Here is a 20,753-nt window from a genome sequence, read left to right as displayed (position 1 = left end):
TGAAGTTATGGCACAGGAAGTTTTATTACCCAAATTGGGACTGACCATGACAGAAGGAACCATCGATGAATGGAAATTCAAAGAGGGTGAGTTTGTAAAAAAAGGAGACATTTTATATAGTGTTTCTACAGATAAATTAACCAATGATGTGGAAGCAGACGCAGAAGGTGTGCTTTTGAAGATTTTAGTACCTGCTGGGGAAACCACGGCGTGTAAAGCTGTGGTAGCCTATCTTGGCGAAGCGGGAGAAACCATTGCAGAGACGTCTGCTCAGACAGAAAAAACAGAAGAAAAACCCCAAGAACAAACGGGGAAAGGAACAACACAATCCTCTGCCGCACCGATTCGAGAGGGAGTTTTGGCTTCTCCTGCGGCAAAAAAATTAGCAAAAGAAAAAAATATTGAAATTGGTTTGATAGTGGGAACAGGCCCCAATGGTCGTATTACCCTGCAGGATGTGGAAGCTTATCTTGCTAATCCACAGCCGGAAAATACTGCAGAAAAAACAAAAACCAGTCCTATGGCGGCCAAACTGGCTGAGGAATTGGGTGTGAATATTCAATCAATTTCTGCTGACGGCAGAGTGATGAAAAAAGACGTTTTGGCGGCGGCAAATGTAGAAGCAGCAGTGGCTCCGGTGAGCAATAATGACCAGCAACCGGTGAAAGTAAATGCTTTGCGTCGAAGCATTGCCGCAAATATGACATTGTCTTGGCAAACCTCTCCCCGTGTGACTTATACCCACCCTGTGGATACAACAGCAATGAAAGAAATGCGGGATAAATTAAAAGTTGCCTGCAAAGATGACAATGTGAAGCTAACCTTTAACCATATTATTATCAAAATGACAGCAAAGGTGCTAATGGAATTCCCAGATGTAAATGCAAGCTTTGCAGATAATATGCTCACAAGACATACCCATGCCAATGTGGGCTTGGCGGTGGCAAAAGGCGATGGACTGATTGTACCCAATGTGAAAGGGGTAGACACAAAATCTTTAATTGAAGTTGCCAAGGAAACAGAGGCTTTGATTGAAGCTGCCCGTAGTGGAAAAATTGCTATGGAAGATATGACAGGGGGCACCTTTACTATTTCTAATTTAGGCCCTTATGGCATAACCAATTTTTCACCCATCATCAATCAGCCTGAGCTAGCAATTTTGGGTGTTTGCGATATGGTGGAAACACCTGTGGTACGAAACGGACAAATTGAAATCCGCCCAATGATGAACCTATGCTTAACGGCAGATCATCGGGTGGTAGACGGGGTTATGGCGGCGAAATTCTTAAAACGTCTTTGCGACCTTTTGGAAAACCCATATCTTTTGTTTACATAAGAAGCAAAAAACGGATAGGGGCAATGACCTTTGTCCGTTTTTTCAATATAGATGTTGTAGAGGTTTTGGATAATTAACGATAGAATAGAAAGGACTTGAGCATATGGCAATTGAAATTTTAATGCCCAAATTGGGGCTGACCATGACGGAAGGTACCATTGAGGAGTGGAAGAAAAAAGAGGGGGAAGCGGTGAAGGCGGGAGATGTGCTTTTCTCCGTAGCCACCGATAAATTAAGCAGTGATGTGGAATGTGATAAAGAAGGTGTATTACTGAAAATTGTATGCCCTGCTGGTGAAACAGCACCTTGCAAAAGCGTTGTTGCATACATTGGTCAGGCGGGAGAAAGCATTGGGGAAAATGTTGCAGCTGAAAAGGAAGAAGCACCATTAAAAAAAGAATCTTTATCCTCTGAACCATCCCAGAAATCTGATAAAAAATCCATCATTATTGTTGGTGGCGGCCCCGGGGGTTATGTTGCGGCAATCAGAGCGGCACAGTTAGGCGCAGAGGTAACGGTAGTTGAAAAAGAATATTTGGGTGGTACTTGCTTAAATATTGGGTGTATTCCCACAAAAAGCTTGCTTCATAGTGCAGAGCTATATGAACAAATCAAGCATCAAGGCAAAGAGTTGGGCATCAATGCAACAGGACTTAGTGTGGATTTTACTCAGGTTATAGCACATAAAGATGCAATTTCCAAGCAATTAACCTCAGGTGTTGCGGGTTTATTTAAGCTTAATAAAATAAAGAAAATTGATGGGGAAGCCAGCTTTATTGCACCAAAAACGTTGTTGGTAAAAAAAGCGGATGGGAAAGAGGAGCAATTAAAGGGAGATGCCATTATTTTGGCCACAGGCTCTATCAATTTTGCCCCTCCTATACCTGGTCTAAAGGAAAATCCCAATTGCATTGATTCCACAGGTGCCCTTAGTTTGGAGGCGTTGCCGAAATCTATGGTAGTGATTGGCGGCGGCGTAATTGGTTTGGAATTGGCTTGTGCATATGCCGCATTTGGTACGAAAATTACGGTGATTGAAGCCGTTGCCCATATGCTGCCTATGATGGATCGAGAAATTACAGAGGTAAGTGTCGGACATATGAAAAACATGGGGATTGATTTCCATTTGGAATGCCCTGTGCAGGCTATAGAGCCATCACCTTTTGGTGCAAAGGTTATTTGCAAAAATAAAGAGGGCAATACTTTGGCTTTTGAAGCTGAAAAGGTATTGGTGGCAATTGGTCGACGTCCCAATACAGCCAGCTTGGAATTAGAGGTAGGTGGCGTTCATCATGACAACGGACGCATTTTTGTAAATACAAAAATGGAAACAAATGTACCAGGCGTATATGCCATTGGGGACTGCGTAAAGGGCTATGCCCAGCTTGCCCATACTGCATCCGCCATGGGAGAAGTTGCAGCGGAAAATATTTGTGGGCACACCGCTTATTATGAGGAAGGCACAAGTCCTACTTGTGTATATATGATGCCCGAAGCCGCAGGTGTTGGCTTGACAGAGGAGGCATGCAAGGAAAAGGGAATGGAATATAAGGTTGGAAAATTCCCTATGTCTGCCAATGGAAAAGCGCTCATTTTAAACGGTGGAGAAGGCCTTGTAAAAATTATCACCGATGTGAAGCATGAAGAAATTTTGGGTATGCATATTGTTGGGCCAAGGGCGACAGATTTAATTGCAGAGGGTGCTTTGGCCATTCGTTTAGAAGCAACGGCAGAAGAATTGATTTCTACCATTCACTCTCACCCCACAGTGACGGAAACCATGAGAGAAGCCGCTTTGAACGTAGAAAAACGGGCGATTCACATGAAGAACTAAATGGCTATTTTTCCAACAATAGTGTGGATAAAAGCATTATATTGAATTCGAGCTGTGAAGAAGTGCGTTCTGGTGCGAAGTTATCTTGAAACTCATGTATTACTCAAAGAGAAACCTGTCAGCCAGACGTAGAAATTGAAATTAGAAAGAGGTTGTTTTTCAAAAAGAGGTATTCCGTTGATAAAGAATTAACTATGATTCATCTTTTTTTCCTGACAACACTTTCCGATTAATCTGAAGCCACGCGTTTTACCGCGTGGTTTTTTTACACGATAATTTTTTCGGAAAATTGAAATAAAGGAGGCTGTAAAGTTCACTTAGGGAGGAGTTTTGTCTAAGAATAGGAAACACTGGTACATCATGGATTATTTTTTGTTTACCTTCTATGAAATATATTATATAATGTTATGATAGAATTTCTTTGATAACGTTGATAAGGAGGATTTCAATGCAAAAAGATTCCTCAAAGAATAGAAAAAAAAGGCATCCCCAGAGGGGTGGACAAAGTTCAAATAGGCAGACACCCCGCCCTAAAAAAGTATATCCTCCCAAAGAGAATGTCTATAGGATGGATTCTGACATAGGACAAGGGAGCTATGGAAGAGTGAGAACGAAAGTTTCACCTAAAAGAGAAGCACCAAAAACCAGAAAAAGAACACGACGTCTTCGAGTAAGTCGGGTTTTGCCCATGTTTGTGTTCGGGGTAATTGCGATTTATCTTTTTGGACAAATGTTGGCCATGTCTGCCAAAAGATCAGAGATAAATATGGAGACTGTTGATTATGGGGGGCTTGATACTCCGGCACGTTATACAGGGCTGATTGTGAGGGACGAATACGTTGTTCAAAGCAATCGGGCCGGACAGCCTTTTTATCAGTTTTCCGAGGGGGAATATATTTCAAGGAATGCTGTGGTTTGTACGGTAAAGGATACAAATTCTACAGAAGAAATAGAAAGTAAATTGGAAAAGCTTGATAAAAATATTTTGAAAAACCAGAAAAGTCGTTCTGATTTATCGGCTTTTTCAGAAGATATTTCCAGAATTGAAGAAAACATACAGCGAGTGATTATCTCCTATGCGGGAAAATCGATGAAATCCGACGCAAGCTTTCTTTACAATATGAAGGATCAAGTACAATCCTTTATGACACAACGAAATGAAATTTGGCTGACAGAAAATGTTGATAGTTTATCTAAACTGACGCAGGAAAAATCACAATATGAGCAGCAATTGGCTCAGAATATGAGTGCTATGCGTGCGGAGCAAAGCGGTATTTTAGCCCTAAGCTATGATGGCTTGGAGAAAACCCTTACCTCAAAAACCTTGGACGGGATTACAAAAAAACAGATTGGAGAAAGTAAAACCAAATATATTTCAAAAGCAAAAGCTGTTTCTAAGGAAGACCCCTTGTTTAAAATTGTGACAAGCAATCAGTGGTATATGGTTGCTTATCTGCCAAATTCGGCAACTGTAAATTGGGCAAAGGGGGACGGAAAGATACTGAATTTGCTTTTGGATGATGAGGTGATTCCGGTTAATGCCAAAATTGAATCCACTGAAGTGGGGGAAAAAGAAACAAAGGTGGTTTTTTCGACTTATGAGCAGATGGATCGCTTCATCAACAGAAGGGTTTTAGAGTTTTATTTGGCAGGGGCAATTGTGGAAGGACTTAAGGTGCCTAATGATGCTATCGTTGAGAAATCACTCATTAGTATACCGAAGGATTGTATGCAGGAAAGCATGGGAAATACAGGGGTGCTTCTGGTAAATGGCAGCAATGCTAAATTTATAGCTATTTCTGTAATTTCTTATGATGATACAAACGTTTATATCGATCAAAATGGTGAGCTCAAACTAGGTGATGTTATTTTGCAGGGAACAGGTGAGAAGGCAACACATTATACGGTTTCCGGCTTATCTCCACGAACCGGTGTTTATGTTGCAAACAGTTCCATGGCAAAATTTGTGACCATAGATATTTTAGAACAAAATCAAGAATATGCAATCATTCGCTCAGGAACCACCTATGGTTTGCAGGCCTATGATTTGATTGTATCCGATGCAAAAAATATTAAAGAGGGTCAAAACCTTTATTAATAAGAAAGGAAAGACAAATATGAGTTATATTGCAGATAATATCAAAGAGGTAGAAGCAAAGATAGCGGCTGCTGCCCAAAGAAGTGGCAGAAAGCGGGAGGATATCCTTCTGTTGGCAGTGAGCAAAACGCAGACTGTGGAAACCATTCAGCAGGCAGTGGCCTGTGGTTTGACCTCTCTTGGCGAAAATAAAGTTCAGGAGATTATGGACAAGTACGAGCCTATGGGTAACGGGGTTCATTGGCATTTAATTGGACATTTACAGACAAATAAGGTAAAATACATCATTGATAAAGTAGACATGATTCATTCTGTGGAAAGTTTGAAGCTTGCAGAGGAAATTGAAAAGCGTGCAGCGTCCAAGGGCATTGTAATGGACATTTTGGTGGAAGTAAACATGGCTGACGAGGAAAGTAAGTTTGGCATTACTCCTGATAATACGTTAGAGTTCGTCAAAATCCTTGCAAAGATGGAGCATTTGCGCGTAAGAGGCCTGATGACGGTGGCACCTTTTGTAGAAAATCAGGAAGATAACAGGGAATATTTCCGTAAGATGAGACAATTACAGGTTGACATCAATGCAAAAAAAATTGATAATATAAAAATGGACGTGCTTTCCATGGGAATGACCGGTGACTATGAAGTTGCCATCGAAGAAGGTGCAACTATTGTTCGGGTAGGCACGGGTATTTTTGGTGCAAGAGATTACTCCAATAAAGAAAAATAAAGAATGTAGCGATTAGGAGGAAGCAGACAAGTGGCTAGATTATTAGATAAAATGAAGGATTTAATGTTTGGTGAATATGATGATGATGAGTATTATGAAGAAGAGGAATATGATGTTCCTGTGAGAGAAGCGGTTTCCAGTGGTTATGGCTTACGTGAGGTTCCCAGAGAAATGGATTATTCTGCTCAGGCAGCTCGCAAACCAATGCCAAAGGGAAGTCCTCAGGTTTATAGCATTAACACAAACGTGCAGATGCAGGTTGTAATCATTAAGCCCAGCTGTTATGAGGATGCCCAGGAAATTTGCGATCAGATTAAAACAAAAAGACCTGTTGTTGTAAACCTTGAAAAGGTTGAGTATCCCATTGCCCAGCGTATTATGGACTTTTTGAGCGGTACTTGCTATTCCTTAGAAGGATCCATTCAAAGAGTTGCAAATAATATATTCATTATTGCTCCGGCAAATGTGGATATCTCGGGGGATTTCAAAGAAGAGCTGAAGACAAAGGGCGTAATTCTTCCGTGGGTGAATAGTGCTAGATAAGGTGGTATAAAATATTGGAAAATTTACAATTTTTACTAATGAAAGCCGTTGACATGTTTTTTTATGTAATGGAGCTTTTAATATTTGGGCGCATTATTCTTTCTTGGCTGCCCATGGGGTTTCACAATCCAATTGGAGCGTTTCTTTACAACATGACAGAACCGATATTGGGGCCATGTCGCAAAATGCTGGATAAATCCCCCCTTGGTGGTGGAATGATGTTGGATTTTTCCCCTATCATTGCTTTGATATTAATGATGCTTGTAAAGCAGTTGATTTTAAGCTTGATAACCATGCTGTAAGAAACGGGTGATACTGTGAATAAGCAGCAGATGATGAAAGGCATTCAAGATCAAGAAGAGCGTGTGCTTTTTGCCAATGCATTGGATCAAGTGGCATTTTCTTTAAAGCGCCATGAGGTGCAGTTTACTGATTTTATGGATAGAGCAAAATGTGAGCGGTTTTTGGAACGGTTGAAAAGCGTTGGAAAGATTGACATGCTTTCCTTTGGCGGGGTGGAAGATGCGGAGCGGATGATGCTTGGCTTTTCATTCGGCGAGGGTATTCTTTCCCACGAAATTTTTCCGATTACAGTTATAAAAATTGCCCCAAAAAGTAAAAAGTTTGGGCAAAAGGATTTAAGTCATCGTGATTATCTCGGTTCCATTCTTGGACTAGGGATTGAGAGAGGTAAAATTGGAGATATTTTGGTCTCTGAGGATGGTGGGATATGTTTTGCTGAGGCAGAAATGGCGGAATATATACAGACCAATTTGGACAAGGTTTCAAAAACACCGGTAACGGTAACTAAGATAGATAAAGCTGAGGTTTTGTCACCAAAGCGTACGGAAATCCGCCGTATTACTGTGGCATCTTTGCGGCTGGATGCAATATTAGCAGATGCTTTGCATCTCTCAAGGGGAAAGGCGCAGACCTTAATTACAGGAGAAAAGGTAAATGTAAATTGGTCTGCTGTGACAAATACATCTTACATATTAAAAACAGGAGATATGGTTTCTGCCCGAGGATTCGGCCGCTTCCGCGTAGGGGAAGTGGGTGGAAGAACGAAAAAAGACAGAATCGGTCTGGAATTAGAAGTGTACGTTTAGATGAGGAGGATTTTGCGTGATTACACCGAATGACATTGCTACCAAGGATTTTAAAAAGGTTGCCGTTGGGTATTCTCCGGAAGAGGTAGACACCTTTTTGGATGACCTTTATGAGGATTATGAAAGGCTTTATGCCGAAACAAAAAAAGAAAAGGTTCAGGTAGAAGAAGCATCTTCCCAAACTGAGCAAATTACTAATTTACAAAAAACCTTGGAACGCACCTTAACCTTAGCAGAAGCCGCAGCAGAGGAAACAAAGGCGGCAGCAAAGGCAGAGAGTGAAGCAATAATACAAAACGCAAAGCTTCAGGCAGAGGAAATTTTACAAAGTGCAAGAACAAAAACCTACGAATTGGAGCAGGAAATGGCTGCTTTGCAAAATCGTTATGAATTAATGCGAACCAGAGTGAAACTTTTATTATATGCCGAAATTGAATTGCTGGATAAAAACGAAATCCTTGCAGAAAAGGATGAAGTGAGAAAAGCAAGTGAATAATAAGCCAAAAAGCGGTGGACAACGTGTGATTGCCGGAAGCCGCTTTTTCTGCGGTTTGAGGAAGTTTCCGAAATCCCAGGGCATCTGAAATAAGCTGTGACTAAGCATTTTTGCTGCCACGGCTATTTTGCATTTTACAACAGTTCGTCTTTTTATAGGATTGGGAAGTTTTTTGCTTGTTAAAAGAATAGCTGAATGAAACTTTTTTAAAAAAACAGTTCTTGCAATGTACGATATATAAAAATAAAGAATAAGAGGTTGACAGAATTATGTGGTTGATACCTGCATTTGCAGCGATAATTTTAATCGGATTGGATCAGGCAACAAAATATTTGGCGTTGACAAACCTTAAGCCCATAGGCTCCATGGTTTTTATGAAAGGTTTTTTAGATTTCACTTTTGTAGAAAATAGAGGTGTTGCCTTTGGAATGTTTTCGGGACAGCGTTGGTTTATTCTGCTTTTGACAGCGGTGATTACGGTGGCTTTATTGTATTATTATAATAAATTACCTAGAACAAAAGAATATCAGCTGGTTCGTATGGTGATGATTCTTATTTTCTCGGGAGCAATTGGGAACATGATTGATAGAGTATTTCGTGGTTATGTAGTAGATTTTTTTGAGTTTTCTTTTTTCAAATTCCCTGTGTTTAATGTAGCAGATATTTATGTTGTTGTTGGAGTATGTATATTGGCTTTTTTGATTTTGTTTGTGATAAAAGAGCCGGAAGAAAAAAAGAAGGATGAATAATATGGATTATTTTACATTTGGGGCAGAGCCAGAGGACGTAGGCAGTCGCATAGATGTTTTTATTGCAGAAAATATTGAGGAGCTTTCTCGAAGCGGTGTGCAAAGGCTGATTGAAGAAGGTCTTATCAAGTTAAATGGTTCCCCAGTAAAGGCGAATTATAAGCTGCGGGAAAAGGATATTATTGACGTTGAGGTTCCTGAGGCGAAAACAGTGGAAATTTTGCCTGAAAACATACCATTGGATATTTTGTATGAAGATAAGGATGTAATCATTGTAAATAAACCCCAAGGAATGGTGGTTCATCCAGCGCCAGGTCATACCTCAGGTACCCTGGTGAATGCTCTAATGTATCACTGTGGGGATGAGCTTTCGGGGATTAATGGGGAGAAGCGCCCGGGGATTGTTCATCGTATTGATAAGGATACCTCCGGAGTTTTGATGATTGCAAAAAATGATGTGGCGCACCAATCCTTGGCGGAGCAATTAGCGGAGCATAGCATTACTAGAAAATATAATGCAATTGTGTTTAATGGCTTCCAAGAAGATGAAGGCACAGTGGATCAGCCCATTGGCAGAAACCCCTTAGACCGAAAAAAAATGGCGGTGACACAAAAGCATAGCCGCAGGGCAGTTACCCACTATCGGGTGCTGGAACGAATGGGAAATTTCACGTTTATCGAAGCTCAGCTGGAAACTGGGAGAACCCATCAAATTCGTGTTCATTTGACCTTTATTGGTCATCCTCTTTTGGGAGATACGGTATATGGACCCAAAAAACAACCGTTCCATTTGGAGGGACAAGCTTTACATGCCCGTGTTTTGGGCTTTGTGCATCCAACAACTGGGCAGTATATGGAATTTGAAGCACCTTTGCCTGAGAATTATGAAAAACTGCTTATGCGCTTAAAAGGTTAAAATTAGGAGGGTCAGGAAATGCCGCTGATAAAAAAGGATTTTTTTGGTCTAAAGGACCTGTCTGCGGATGATATTCGCTATATACTAGGTACGGCAGAAACCATGAAATATATTTTGAGTCAAAAAAATAAAACGTCTCCCCACTTAAGAGGGAAATCGGTGATTATTTTGTTTTATGAGGCCAGTGCAAGAGCCAAGCTTTCCTATGAATTGGCAGCAAGGCATTTAAGTGCCAGTGTGGTAGATATGACCAGCTCTATCCAAAACAAAGAATTTGACAGTCTTTTGGATATGGGACAATTGGTTGACCAAATGGGTGCGGATTTTATTATTCTGCGTCATCCAATGGCAGGGGCTCCCCAGCTTTTGGCAACCACTGTGGATGCTTCTGTTATCAATGCAGGGGACGGCTTCAATGAAAATCCCGGTCAATCCTTGTTGGATTTGATGACCATTAAGGAGCAAAAAGGCGGTTTTGAAGGCCTTAGAGTTGCGGTGATTGGGGATTTAATCCATAGTCGTGTATCCAAAAGTAATATTTGGGCACTGACAAAGCTGGGGGCTGAGGTTCGTGTTTCAGGGCCTCCTACTTTAATTTCTCCTGAGATTGAGAAGTTTGGTGTAGAGGTTTATTATGATGCCCGTGAAGCCATGAATAACGCAGATGTTATTTTAACAACAAGGATGCATAAGGATAGCCAAAATACCATGGTTTTACCCTCTTTGGATGAATATAAAAGATTTTTCCGTATTGATGAGGCATTGCTTCGTTATGCAAAAAAGGATGCTATTGTGATGCATCCGGGGCCCATTCGCAGGGGAATTGAAATTTCTGCCGGTGTTATTAATGGCCCTCAATGTATCATCAACGATCAAATTGCAAACAGTGTTGCCGTTCGAATGGCAATTTATTATATCCTAACACAGATGGGGGGCGCTTTTCGTTGAAAACCCTGTTGAAAAACTGCCATGTGGTATCTCCTGAATTTCAAGAAAAGGAATTATATGATATCTATGTGGTAGATGGCATTATTGAAGAAATCGGAAAAAACATAGCAAAAGCCGATGCAAAAATTATGGATTTAGGTGGAAATACTGTTTTGCCGGGCTTAATTGATATGCACTGTAACATTTGCGATCCCGGGTTTGAATATTTAGAGAATATTGAAACGGTGTCTCGCAGTGCCGCTCGGGGCGGTTTTACCACAATTACTTGTGAACCAAATACAAATCCTGTGATTGATAATAAAACTGTTGTGGAATATATTGTTTCAAAATCAAAGAGTCAGGCATTGGTGAATATTCATCCTTATGGAAGCATGTCGATTGGCTGTAAAGGACGGGAGATGGCAGAAATCGGCGAAATGTATAACGCTGGTATCGTGGGGGTTTCCGATGGAGACCAATTTACAGATGAGGCATCTTTTTTGCGCAATGTCATGCTTTATGTGAAAATGTTCGATATGCCAGTAATAACCCATTGTGAAGATAGAGGCTTATCAGGAATTGGTGTAATGAACGAAGGTTTTACTGCATCCTATCTCGGTTTAGCAGGAATGCCCCGAGAGGCTGAGGAGGTTGTGGTGGCAAGAAATATTATTTTGGCAGAAAATACAGGAGCAAGACTTCACATCGCCCATGTAAGCACAAAAGGCTCCGTTCAGCTCATTCGAGAGGCAAAGAAAAGAGGGGCTAAGGTAACAGGGGAAACTTGTCCCCACTATTTCCTTTTAACAGAGGAAGGGGTGGATAACTATAATACCTTAGCAAAAGTAAACCCTCCATTGCGAACCATTGAGGATGTAGAGGCAATCCAAAGAGGCTTGGCCGATGGCACCATAGATGTGATTGCCTCAGGTCACAGCCCTTCAAACGAGGGGGATAAAAACAAAGTGTTTACCAGTGCAGTTTACGGTATTTCATCTTTGGAAACAGCATTTTCTCTAAGTTATACAGGCCTAGTGAAAACAGGGCTGATTAGCCTTGCTGATTTGGTTCATATGATGAGTACAAAACCGGCAGAGATATTAAAGTTGGAAAACAAGGGACGCATTGCAGAAGGAATGGATGCGGATTTTATCGTGGTGGATTTGCGCCAAGGTTACCGTATAGATCCCAAGCATTTTGCTTCTAAAGCGAAATTCTCACCCTTTGCGGATTGGGAAGTACAAGGCAGAGTAATTTATACCATGGTAGGCGGAAGACTAATCATGTAATCCAAGTAAACGAGGTGCAGCGATGTATTTAAAAAGATTGGATCTGCAGGGCTTTAAGTCCTTTCCCGAAAAAGTGAAATTAGAGTTTAACCAAGGTGTAACGGCAGTTGTGGGGCCCAATGGCAGTGGAAAAAGCAATGTTTCCGATGCGGTACGTTGGGTTTTGGGGGAACAAAGAGCAAAAAGCCTTCGTGGAGATAAAATGGAGGATGTTATTTTTGCGGGGACAGAGAATCGGAAACCCCTGGGCTTTGCGGAGGTCTCCATAACCATTGACAATCAAGACCAAAAGCTGCCCTTGGCATATACCGAAGTACAGGTGACCCGAAGAGTGTTCCGTTCAGGAGAAAGTGAATATCGTATTAACGGTACAGCTTGCCGACTCAAGGATATTCAGGAGCTTTTTATGGATACTGGCGTTGGGCGAGAAGGCTATTCCATTGTAGGACAAGGCAGAATTGATGAAATATTAAGCGCAAAGGGTGATGAACGGCGGCGTATTTTTGAAGAGGCGGCAGGAATTGTAAAATACAAAACCCGTCGGAACGAGGCTGCAAGCAAGTTGGAACGAGAACAGCAAAACCTCCTTCGTGTGGACGATATTATTGGCGAGCTTGAAGTACAATTGGAACCTTTAGAAGAGCAGAGCGAGAAGGCAAAACGCTATCTGATTTTTAAGGAAGAATTGAAAGAAGCAGAAATTGTGGCTTTTTGCAGAGATTTGAGTAAAATGGAGGAAAGTCTAGCTAAAATTTTGCAGGATAAGGCTCTGGCGGAGGAACAATTAAAAGAGCATCTCGCCCAAGAGGGAAAAGATAAAGCTGAAATTTGCCAATTAAAAAATAGTTTAGAACAGCTGGATGTACTGATACAACAGCAGAACCAAGAGATAGCAGAGCTTCGGGCGGAAAAAGAGCGCAAAGAAGGTGAAATTCGTCTGACAGAGGAGCAAAAGCAAAACGATGCTTCTAATCTCGCCAGAATACAGCGGGAAATCTTGCAAAAGCAAGAGCAAAAAGCTGAAAATCAAAATCAGCTGGAGCTTTGCACAAGTAGAATTACCGCCCTTGGCATTGAAATGGAGCTTCAACAGGGTCAGCTCTCTAAGTTGGAACAGGAATATGCATCTTTAAACTCCAGTTTGCATCAGGATGAAACCCAAGCGGAAAGCTATAAGGATGAAATATTTGAACAAATCAAAGCAGGAACAGAGGCAAAGGGCGAAATAGCAAAACGAGAAGCACTACGAGAACAGTTTTTAAACCGTATGGTGCAATTGCAAACGGAAAAGACACAATTAGAAAGTCGTATTCACCAGCTTGAAATACATATACAGGCTTTGGATAAGCAAGAAGCGGATATGAAAGAGAATGCCTCTTTTATGGAAAAAGAACTTCTTGCATTGGAAAAAGATAAACTAAAAGCCCAAAAAGAGAAAGAGGATGCACAAGGATATCTTTCCACAGAAGGCAAAGTGCTTTCTGAGATCCAATCCAGATTATCAGTATTAAAAGAAATGGAAAGGGAAAATGAAGGTTTTTTCCATAGTGTTAAGAGCCTTTTAAATTTACCTGATAAAGAAAAAAGAGGTATTTGCGGTGCTGTAGGTCAATTGTTTAAAGTTGATGAACTATATGAAGTTGCTATAGAAGGGGCTTTGGGGGGAGCAATGCAAAATGTTGTGACCAAAACCGAAGAAGATGCCAGAGAAGCAATCAATTACTTAAAGAATCATAACTTGGGTCGGGCAACCTTTTTGCCCATTTCCGCAATCAAGGGACATACCTTTGAGGGTAGACCACCTATCTTGGATGAGGTGGGAGTAATTGGCGTTGCCCATGAACTGATTTCTTTTGATGATATGTATCGCCAAATTGCAGAGAATTTATTGGGAAGAACCATCATCATGGAAAATTTAGAGCAAGCTGTAATACTTGCGAAAAAATATAAGCATCAGTATAAAATGGTAACCCTTGAGGGTGATATTTTAAACCCCGGTGGCGCCATGACAGGTGGATCAAAACAGAAAAAGGCGGCACATATTTTCAGCCGAGGAAGAGAAATCCGTTCTTTACAGGAGAAAATGGAAAGTACGGGTAAATTGGTTGGACAGCTTCAAGAGAAACTTTCGCTTTTCCAAGAGGATATGGCAGAGATTGAAGAGCAAATTTTGGAAAAAAGAATGGAGCTGCAAAGAATGACTGTAACCTTAAACAGCAGTCATGGGGATCGGGAAAAAACATCTATGGATACCAAGGAGAATCAGGAACGCTTAAAATTAATTCTTCTAGAGGAAGGCCAGCTTCAGGAGCAGCTTTTGCGAACGGAAAAGGATATCCAAATTGGCAAAGAAACCCTTGCCTTCACAGAGAGTAAGGTGGAACAAGTCAGTGCGGCTTTGATGCAATTTCAGGATAACCTCACCGATGAAAAAGGAAAACGGGATACAGTAATGACTGAAATTACATCTCTGAAGATTGGACTTTCCAAAAATGGTCAAAATATTTCTAATATAGAAGAAACGGTTTTGCGCTTGCAAAGAGAGATTCAAACGCTGTTACAGCAAATAAAACTGGATGAAGAAAAAATATCTGTTCTTGGTGAAAATACTGAGAAAAAAGATGAAGCAAAAGCAGTTTTGCAAGAGGAATCCGTGGCGTTGGATAAAAAAATTCGTGATTTGCAGGAGGCACTGACAAAAACCACAGAAGAAAAGAATAAAATTTCGCAAGTAGCAGAAACCGTTGAGCAAAGAGGAATAGACTTAAGGGAAGCATCAAGACAGATGGAAAGTGAGTTGTTCCGCCTTGAAGCAAAGGGAGAGCGGCTGGAAGAAGAAAAAATGCGCATTACCACGCAAATGTGGGAAGAATATGAAATGACATATCGAATGGCGCTGGAATATACCTCAAATAAACAGAATGACTTGAAAAGCCGTCCTGTAAAGGAAATAAGGGGAGACATTCGTTCTTTGGGTGATGTAAATGTGGGTGCCATTGAGCAATATAAAGAAGTAAAGGAAAGATATGCTTTCTTGACACAACAAAGGGCAGATATTCTGGAGGCAGAAGAAAAGCTTCGGGGTATTATTGAAGAGCTGTCTCTTTTAATGGAAAAGCAGTTTAGAGAGCAATTTCAATTGATTTCTGAAAGCTTTAGTCGTGTTTTTCAAGAGATGTTTGGCGGCGGAAAGGCATACCTAAGGTTGCTTGATACAGAACGGGTGCTGGAATCTCCCATTGAAATAATTGCCCAACCGCCAGGGAAAAATTTGCAGAATATGCAATTATTATCCGGTGGGGAAAGAGCCTTAACGGCAATTGCAATTTTATTTTCAATTCTGTACCTGAAGCCATCACCTTTTTGTATTTTGGATGAAATTGAGGCGGCTCTGGATGATGCGAATGTAAGCAGATTTGCCCAGTATTTAAAGAAGTTTGCAAATGACACCCAGTTTATTGTCATTACCCATAGAAAGGGTACCATGGAATACGCTGATGTGATGTATGGTGTAACAATGCAGGAAAAGGGCATTTCAAAGCTGATTTCCGTAGATTTTTCGGAGCAAAAAAAGGATGCTATGTAAATTCGAAATTGGTTACAATTAATTTTCTAGACGTAATGTTTTAGAGGTGAAAACAAATGGGATTATTTGATTTTTTAAAGAAAAAAACGAAGGATGAGCCTTTGGTAGAAGCACAAAAGGAAGGCGTTTTTGAATTAGATGGGATAGAGGTTGAAACGCCCCAGTCGGAATTGGCAGAGATTGTTTTAGAAATGGATGAAGACTTGGAAAAAACGGCGGCTGTCAATCGGGCTATTGGAAAAGCCATGGGGTCTGAGGAAGTCCAGATTTTTAGAGGGAACGAGGACTCTTTATACGGGGAAGCTGATATGGAAATGGATGCTTTTGAAGAAGCGGAGGTTGAAATTACCACGGAAGATGGAGAAACCTTTGTTTCTGAGAATCAGGAAGACGCAACAGCTTTTATTGAAGCTCTTTCTGATTTGGCGGCTGAGATGCTGGAAAAGCCCAATGGTGAGGAGGAGTTGTTGGTAACAACTGCCGAAGGAGATTGTTTTTCAGAAGAAAATCCAGAGGAAGCCGAAGGGTTTTTGCAAGAATTAACTGACTTGGTTGAGGAGACTTTGCAAGAAGAGCTTGTTGTTACTGAGGTTCCTAAAGAAGAGCTTGCAACAACGGACGAACCTGAGCAAGAAGAAAAAAAGATGGGCTTTTTTGCAAAGCTAAAGGCAGGATTAGATAAAACTAGAAAGAGTATTTTGGGCGGCGTGGATGCAGTTTTAGGCGGATTTACTAAAATTGATGAAGAATTGTTTGAGGAGCTGGAAGAAGCCCTCATTATGGCGGATATGGGTGTGCAGACTACAATGAATATTGTAGAAAACCTGCGCAAACGGGTAAAGCGTGAACATGCAACAGATCCATCCTTAATCAAAGGAATGCTGGCTGACGAAATTACTGCAATTTTATCTGAGGGGGTACAGCAGGAGGAGACCTTACCTAATCCTTCCGTCATTCTTGTAATAGGTGTAAATGGTGTTGGAAAAACCACTACAATTGGCAAATTGGCAAGCCGCTATAAGGCAGAGGGGCGCACAGTTTTGCTTGCTGCGGCAGATACTTTCCGTGCGGCGGCCATAGACCAGCTTGAAGTTTGGGGACAACGTGCTGGGATTGAGGTCATTAAGCAGGAGGAAAATTCTGACCCTGCGGCAGTGGTTTATGATGCTGTTCATGCGGCTAGGAATCAAAAGCGAGATCTCTTGATCTGCGATACCGCAGGACGTTTGCATAACAAAAAGAACCTTATGGAAGAGCTTCGGAAAATTGGAAAGGTAATTGAGCGGGAGCATCCTGATGCCCATAAAGAGGTATATTTGGTTTTGGACGCAACCACAGGGCAAAATGCTTTACAGCAAGCAAAGCTTTTTCAAGAGGTTGCAGATATTACAGGTATTATTCTTACAAAGCTGGATGGCACGGCTAAGGGCGGCATTGTGGTAGCCATTAAAAGTGAACTGCAAATTCCTGTGCGTTATATTGGCGTAGGCGAAGGTATCAACGATTTACAGAAATTCGATGCTAAGGAATTTGCTAAGGCTTTATTTGGGGAATAAGGAGGCAATTGACTATGGAAAATGAGAAAAATACATCGGAACTTCATTATAAGGAGCCCGAGAATACAGGAAAAAAAAGACCTGTGCATACAACATCGTATGACAAAGAAATTGATAAACATATGAAATCGTTATTCCCAGAGCGGAAAGAGCGTGTGTTTTATGAACAAACTTCGGATTTTTTACAGATAGATATTCATTTGCTGGAAGCACCAACGAAAAAAGACTTTCATGTTTTGTATACCGTGGGAATGAGTGCATTGGCAATGAAACTGCCGGAAGACTTATTGCCCCAATATCAAGTATTGGAAAGGGCGGAATTGATGCTTTTGTTGCCGGCGGAATGGAGCCTCATTCTTCCTGAGGATGGAAAGGTAGATAACCGTTTATGGTGGCCTGTGAATTTGATGAAATATATCTCTCGCTTTCCCCATGAATATCAAACTTGGCTTGGATGGGGACACACCATTCCCAACTCGGAAGAATATCTTCCCTATGATGAAAGTACCGCACTTTGCGGCGTCATGCTTGGTGCATTGCAAGAAGAAATTAGTGTAATGCAATGCAAAGATGGAACGCAGATTAATTTTTATACTTTAATTCCTCTTTTCAAAGAGGAAATTGAAGGGAAGCAAAAAGAGGGTACAGAGGCCTTGATAACTAAGCTATCATCTATAAATGGTTTTGGTATGATTATTTTTCCTGACAGACCTTGTGTATTCTATGGTGATTAAAAATATTGTATTAAAATATGAGAAAATTATAATAGCAGGCAGCGAGTATTCGTTGCCTGCTATTTTCTATGCAATCCATTAATTCTAGTGAAATGTTTGTTGGGGAATGATTTTATGTCGACAAAAAAACAAAAAAATCGTCATTATTGTTAATAAATTACCGATTATTAATAAATATTTTTTTATCATGTAAACTATATTTTATTTTTTCATAATTTTTTAATTACAGTCATTTACATATATGTAAAAATATATTATGATAAGTATAAGATTTCCATGGAGTAACTTTGCAAATACTACCAGATATATAAATAAATACTATTAATATGTTGACTTTAATAAGATTTATATTGGATTTTTGCATTTTTAATTGATAAAACCACATTAAATCGAAATTATATATCAATTTTCGGCAAAGCGGAATGCAATAACATTCAAAGTTAAAAATTTGTCATTTAAATTAGAGATAATTATATGTTTTCAGTTTTTTAAACATAATCATTAAAACACCAAAAATACCACTTAAGAGTCAATATATTTGATGAAATGGAATTAGGACAATTTTAAGTGTAATTAGTAATTTACTTACATATTAAAAATCCCTTTGCCTCCGAACATCAAATTACAAAAATTTCAAACACCATGGATTTCAATAATAAAGTTACTCAGAACCAGCATTAATTTACATTTGCTTGCAAAAATCAGAAAAAGGGTTTACATCCCTGCATCACACATTGTTTCACGATTTTTAATTATTTAAGGGGGAGAAAGAAATGAATGAAAATAATAGTGCGACAGAATTAGAAAATAATATGAATGCGGATTGTGGTGATTTGGCAGTGTCAACAAACATCGAATCAGCAATAAACATCCAAACCAAAGTATCCGAAAAGACTAAGAAGAGTAAACTTCTTCTTGTTTCCGGTATATTAGGAACATTATATTTGATATATCTTATTACATATTTTATGGGAGGGATGGCAACTGATGACCAAGCACAAGTGATTGCTGGTGGCCTTGCAACAATGTTAGTAATGCCACATATGCTGTGCGTTGGTGTAGCTGTTCTTTTTACTTGGATAGGTTGGGCATTAAGAGCAAGATGGGGTGCATTGGTAGCAGGAATTCTTTATTCAGTATCCATTTTGGCAATGTTTATCTATGCGCCTTTCGTAATCATTCAACTTATATTAAGCTTTGTTGGATTTGCTAAAATGAAAAAGAGTAATGAAGCTAAATAATGTGGGTATGATTAGATTCTGATTTTGTAAGTTAAGAACTCAAACAACTGGTAGTACTGAAAGTTGCGTTTGTTTCCCAATAGAAGATTTAAGAAATGCACCATAACAATAAAATAGTTGTTATGGTGCATTCTTAGTGCTATTGAATTGAAATTTTGATCAAAGCTAAGGATTATCTATCTTATTTTACTTCTTCATTAATAACCAAAGCAATCATTTCCATATTTTCGTCAGTATTATTTTCGATGGAGTGCCATTGCCCCACCTCGATGAGACAGACATCACCGGGATGTACAGTGGTTTTGGAGCCGTCGTTGTCGATGAAAGTTCCTTCGCCTTTGATAATTGCGTAGGGTTCTGTATTACCGACGTGCTGATGCCAACCGATGCTGCTGTGAGGTTTTATGATGACGCGGGCATACATTGTTGCGTGTCCCATCAATTCTTCTTTTTCCATGAAATGATGAATTTCAACGGAGCCTTTACCATCTCTTAATCCTTCTACTGTTACAACTCTTTCTTTTCTTACCATGTTTGTTCTCCTTTCATTTTTCAGTGAATTCTTTTTTCAACACCCTCTAAATTAAAAATAGGTGTATAATCAGAGGTTGCTGCGCTTTTTTTCTGCATAAAACCATTTTTCAGCCCAATATTTAAGAAATATTCCGTAACTTTATCATACTCAAAAGTAGTGAGTTTACGGGATAGAGCTTTTGTCGTGTTTGCCCGATGCATGGGGGTGTATTGATTTAGGAGGGAGACATAGGTGTCGCCTCCTAAGGTATCTTTAATCCAGTCTAATATTTTAAAGCTGTCCCGATAGTGCGAGGGGAGTACGAGATGGCGAACCATCAAACCCTTTTGCATCAATCCGTTTTCATCAAATATATCAAGGGGAACCTGCCTTCTCATTTCAAGAATAGCTTTGGATGCTATGGTTGAATAATGGGGAGCAGAGGAATATTCTTGCGCAATTTTGTCATCCCAATATTTAAAATCAGGCAGATAGACATCAATTAGACCATCCAATAGACACAGCCCCTCCAAGGATTCATATCCATTGGAATTATACACAACAGGTGTCGTTAACCCGTTCTGTTTGGCAATCCTCAGCGCTATAGCAATTTGTGGGATAAATTGGGTTGGGGAAACCAGATTGATATTATGCAAACCCTGTGCCTGTTGTTCTAAAAAAATTTCTACTAAACGTTCAATTGTAACTTCTTTTCCAAATCCATTTTCGCTAATTTCATGATTTTGGCAAAATATACAACGTAGATTGCAATAGGAAAAAAATACCGTACCAGAACCTTTTGTCCCGCTGATTGGAGGTTCTTCCCAGAAATGTGCACTGACCAAAGCGATTTTGGGAAGAAGGGATGCATGACAAAAACCTGTTTGATTGTCTGTACGATCAATATGGCAATGCCTTGGACAGACTGTACAATGGGATAAAAGGGATTGGCTTTGTTCCATATGAAAACCTGCTTTCCGGATACCCCTATGGAACAAGATACATTAAGTTCCAGCGGAGTCATTTTTGTTTTCTATATGATACCACGATTAGAAACAGTTTCATATAGAAAAATAAAAACTCATGTGGTAAAATGCA

General features: G+C 40.1%; 18 protein-coding genes. 16 read left to right on the top strand and 2 right to left on the bottom strand.

The window, feature by feature from the left end:
• The first annotated feature begins 7 nt into the window (after window positions 1–7).
• The 16 genes from CPRO_RS10775 (at window position 8) to CPRO_RS10700 (ending at window position 19,141) form a co-directional block, all read left to right on the top strand.
• Window positions 8–1,336, top strand: coding sequence for a dihydrolipoamide acetyltransferase family protein (locus CPRO_RS10775; RefSeq protein ID WP_066051596.1), 1,329 nt, complete (start codon window positions 8–10; stop codon window positions 1,334–1,336).
• 103 nt (window positions 1,337–1,439) lie between these two features.
• Complete coding sequence (gene lpdA / locus CPRO_RS10770; protein ID WP_066051593.1) at window positions 1,440–3,170, top strand: dihydrolipoyl dehydrogenase; 1,731 nt, start codon at window positions 1,440–1,442, stop codon at window positions 3,168–3,170.
• 604 nt (window positions 3,171–3,774) lie between these two features.
• Window positions 3,775–5,268, top strand: coding sequence for a biotin/lipoyl attachment domain-containing protein (locus CPRO_RS10765; RefSeq protein ID WP_162264909.1), 1,494 nt, complete (start codon window positions 3,775–3,777; stop codon window positions 5,266–5,268).
• Window positions 5,269–5,287: 19 nt separating this feature from the next.
• Window positions 5,288–5,995 carry a YggS family pyridoxal phosphate-dependent enzyme gene (locus CPRO_RS10760; RefSeq protein WP_066051587.1) on the top strand — a complete coding sequence of 236 codons (708 nt, stop codon included), beginning with the start codon at window positions 5,288–5,290 and terminating at the stop codon, window positions 5,993–5,995.
• 30 nt (window positions 5,996–6,025) lie between these two features.
• On the top strand, window positions 6,026–6,538 hold the full coding sequence (locus CPRO_RS10755; RefSeq protein WP_066051584.1) for a cell division protein SepF: 513 nt from the start codon (window positions 6,026–6,028) through the stop codon (window positions 6,536–6,538).
• A gap of 14 nt (window positions 6,539–6,552) precedes the next feature.
• Window positions 6,553–6,840, top strand: coding sequence for a YggT family protein (locus tag CPRO_RS10750; protein ID WP_082754336.1), 288 nt, complete (start codon window positions 6,553–6,555; stop codon window positions 6,838–6,840).
• A 15-nt stretch (window positions 6,841–6,855) separates the two neighbouring features.
• Entirely contained in the window at window positions 6,856–7,647 is a 792-nt protein-coding gene (locus CPRO_RS10745; protein WP_066051582.1) for a YlmH family RNA-binding protein, read from the top strand.
• Between the two features lie 16 nt (window positions 7,648–7,663).
• Window positions 7,664–8,143 carry a DivIVA domain-containing protein gene (locus CPRO_RS10740; RefSeq protein ID WP_066051579.1) on the top strand — a complete coding sequence of 160 codons (480 nt, stop codon included), beginning with the start codon at window positions 7,664–7,666 and terminating at the stop codon, window positions 8,141–8,143.
• 269 nt (window positions 8,144–8,412) lie between these two features.
• Window positions 8,413–8,892, top strand: a complete 480-nt coding sequence (lspA, locus tag CPRO_RS10735; RefSeq protein WP_066051576.1) for a signal peptidase II — start codon at window positions 8,413–8,415, stop codon at window positions 8,890–8,892.
• A 1-nt stretch (window position 8,893) separates the two neighbouring features.
• Window positions 8,894–9,808, top strand: coding sequence for an RluA family pseudouridine synthase (locus CPRO_RS10730; RefSeq protein ID WP_066051573.1), 915 nt, complete (start codon window positions 8,894–8,896; stop codon window positions 9,806–9,808).
• A gap of 18 nt (window positions 9,809–9,826) precedes the next feature.
• Window positions 9,827–10,756 (top strand): aspartate carbamoyltransferase catalytic subunit, encoded by a 930-nt coding sequence (locus CPRO_RS10725; protein ID WP_066051572.1) that lies wholly within the window; start codon window positions 9,827–9,829, stop codon window positions 10,754–10,756.
• Entirely contained in the window at window positions 10,753–12,024 is a 1,272-nt protein-coding gene (locus CPRO_RS10720; RefSeq protein WP_066051569.1) for a dihydroorotase, read from the top strand. Before CPRO_RS10725 ends, CPRO_RS10720 begins: the two co-directional genes overlap by 4 nt.
• Window positions 12,025–12,046: 22 nt before the next feature.
• A complete protein-coding gene (gene smc / locus CPRO_RS10715; RefSeq protein WP_066051567.1) occupies window positions 12,047–15,610 on the top strand; it encodes a chromosome segregation protein SMC in 3,564 nt (1,187 codons plus the stop codon).
• Between the two features lie 644 nt (window positions 15,611–16,254).
• Window positions 16,255–17,166 carry a signal recognition particle-docking protein FtsY gene (ftsY, locus tag CPRO_RS16165; protein ID WP_066053976.1) on the top strand — a complete coding sequence of 304 codons (912 nt, stop codon included), beginning with the start codon at window positions 16,255–16,257 and terminating at the stop codon, window positions 17,164–17,166.
• A gap of 14 nt (window positions 17,167–17,180) precedes the next feature.
• A complete protein-coding gene (locus CPRO_RS10705) occupies window positions 17,181–17,900 on the top strand; it encodes a suppressor of fused domain protein (protein WP_082754335.1) in 720 nt (239 codons plus the stop codon).
• A gap of 773 nt (window positions 17,901–18,673) precedes the next feature.
• Window positions 18,674–19,141 carry a hypothetical protein gene (locus tag CPRO_RS10700; RefSeq protein WP_236782343.1) on the top strand — a complete coding sequence of 156 codons (468 nt, stop codon included), beginning with the start codon at window positions 18,674–18,676 and terminating at the stop codon, window positions 19,139–19,141.
• A gap of 181 nt (window positions 19,142–19,322) precedes the next feature.
• Here CPRO_RS10700 and CPRO_RS10695 read toward each other — a convergent pair whose 3' ends face one another.
• Complete coding sequence (locus CPRO_RS10695; protein WP_066051564.1) at window positions 19,323–19,673, bottom strand: cupin domain-containing protein; 351 nt, start codon at window positions 19,671–19,673, stop codon at window positions 19,323–19,325.
• Window positions 19,674–19,693: 20 nt separating this feature from the next.
• Window positions 19,694–20,617, bottom strand: a complete 924-nt coding sequence (locus CPRO_RS10690; protein ID WP_066051555.1) for a radical SAM protein — start codon at window positions 20,615–20,617, stop codon at window positions 19,694–19,696.
• Between the last annotated feature and the right edge of the window lie 136 nt (window positions 20,618–20,753).

Source organism: Anaerotignum propionicum DSM 1682, assembly GCF_001561955.1.
GTDB lineage: Bacteria > Bacillota > Clostridia > Lachnospirales > Anaerotignaceae > Chakrabartyella > Chakrabartyella propionicum.
Note: the sequence above shows the minus strand (reverse complement) of the source record. Positions and strands in the feature narration are given on the sequence as shown.

Excerpts from the sequence above, each read along its gene's own strand:
- CPRO_RS10700 (WP_236782343.1), top strand. The coding sequence starts at position 18,674 with ATGAATGAAAATAATAGTGCGACAGAATTAGAAAATAATATGAATGCG.
- CPRO_RS10775 (WP_066051596.1), top strand. The coding sequence starts at position 8 with ATGGCACAGGAAGTTTTATTACCCAAATTGGGACTGACCATGACAGAA.
- CPRO_RS10760 (WP_066051587.1), top strand. The coding sequence starts at position 5,288 with ATGAGTTATATTGCAGATAATATCAAAGAGGTAGAAGCAAAGATAGCG.
- CPRO_RS10695 (WP_066051564.1), bottom strand. The coding sequence starts at position 19,673 with ATGGTAAGAAAAGAAAGAGTTGTAACAGTAGAAGGATTAAGAGATGGT.
- lpdA (WP_066051593.1), top strand. The coding sequence starts at position 1,440 with ATGGCAATTGAAATTTTAATGCCCAAATTGGGGCTGACCATGACGGAA.
- smc (WP_066051567.1), top strand. The coding sequence starts at position 12,047 with ATGTATTTAAAAAGATTGGATCTGCAGGGCTTTAAGTCCTTTCCCGAA.
- ftsY (WP_066053976.1), top strand. The coding sequence starts at position 16,255 with ATGGGCTTTTTTGCAAAGCTAAAGGCAGGATTAGATAAAACTAGAAAG.
- CPRO_RS10690 (WP_066051555.1), bottom strand. The coding sequence starts at position 20,617 with ATGGAACAAAGCCAATCCCTTTTATCCCATTGTACAGTCTGTCCAAGG.
- CPRO_RS10725 (WP_066051572.1), top strand. The coding sequence starts at position 9,827 with ATGCCGCTGATAAAAAAGGATTTTTTTGGTCTAAAGGACCTGTCTGCG.
- lspA (WP_066051576.1), top strand. The coding sequence starts at position 8,413 with ATGTGGTTGATACCTGCATTTGCAGCGATAATTTTAATCGGATTGGAT.
- CPRO_RS10705 (WP_082754335.1), top strand. The coding sequence starts at position 17,181 with ATGGAAAATGAGAAAAATACATCGGAACTTCATTATAAGGAGCCCGAG.
- CPRO_RS10730 (WP_066051573.1), top strand. The coding sequence starts at position 8,894 with ATGGATTATTTTACATTTGGGGCAGAGCCAGAGGACGTAGGCAGTCGC.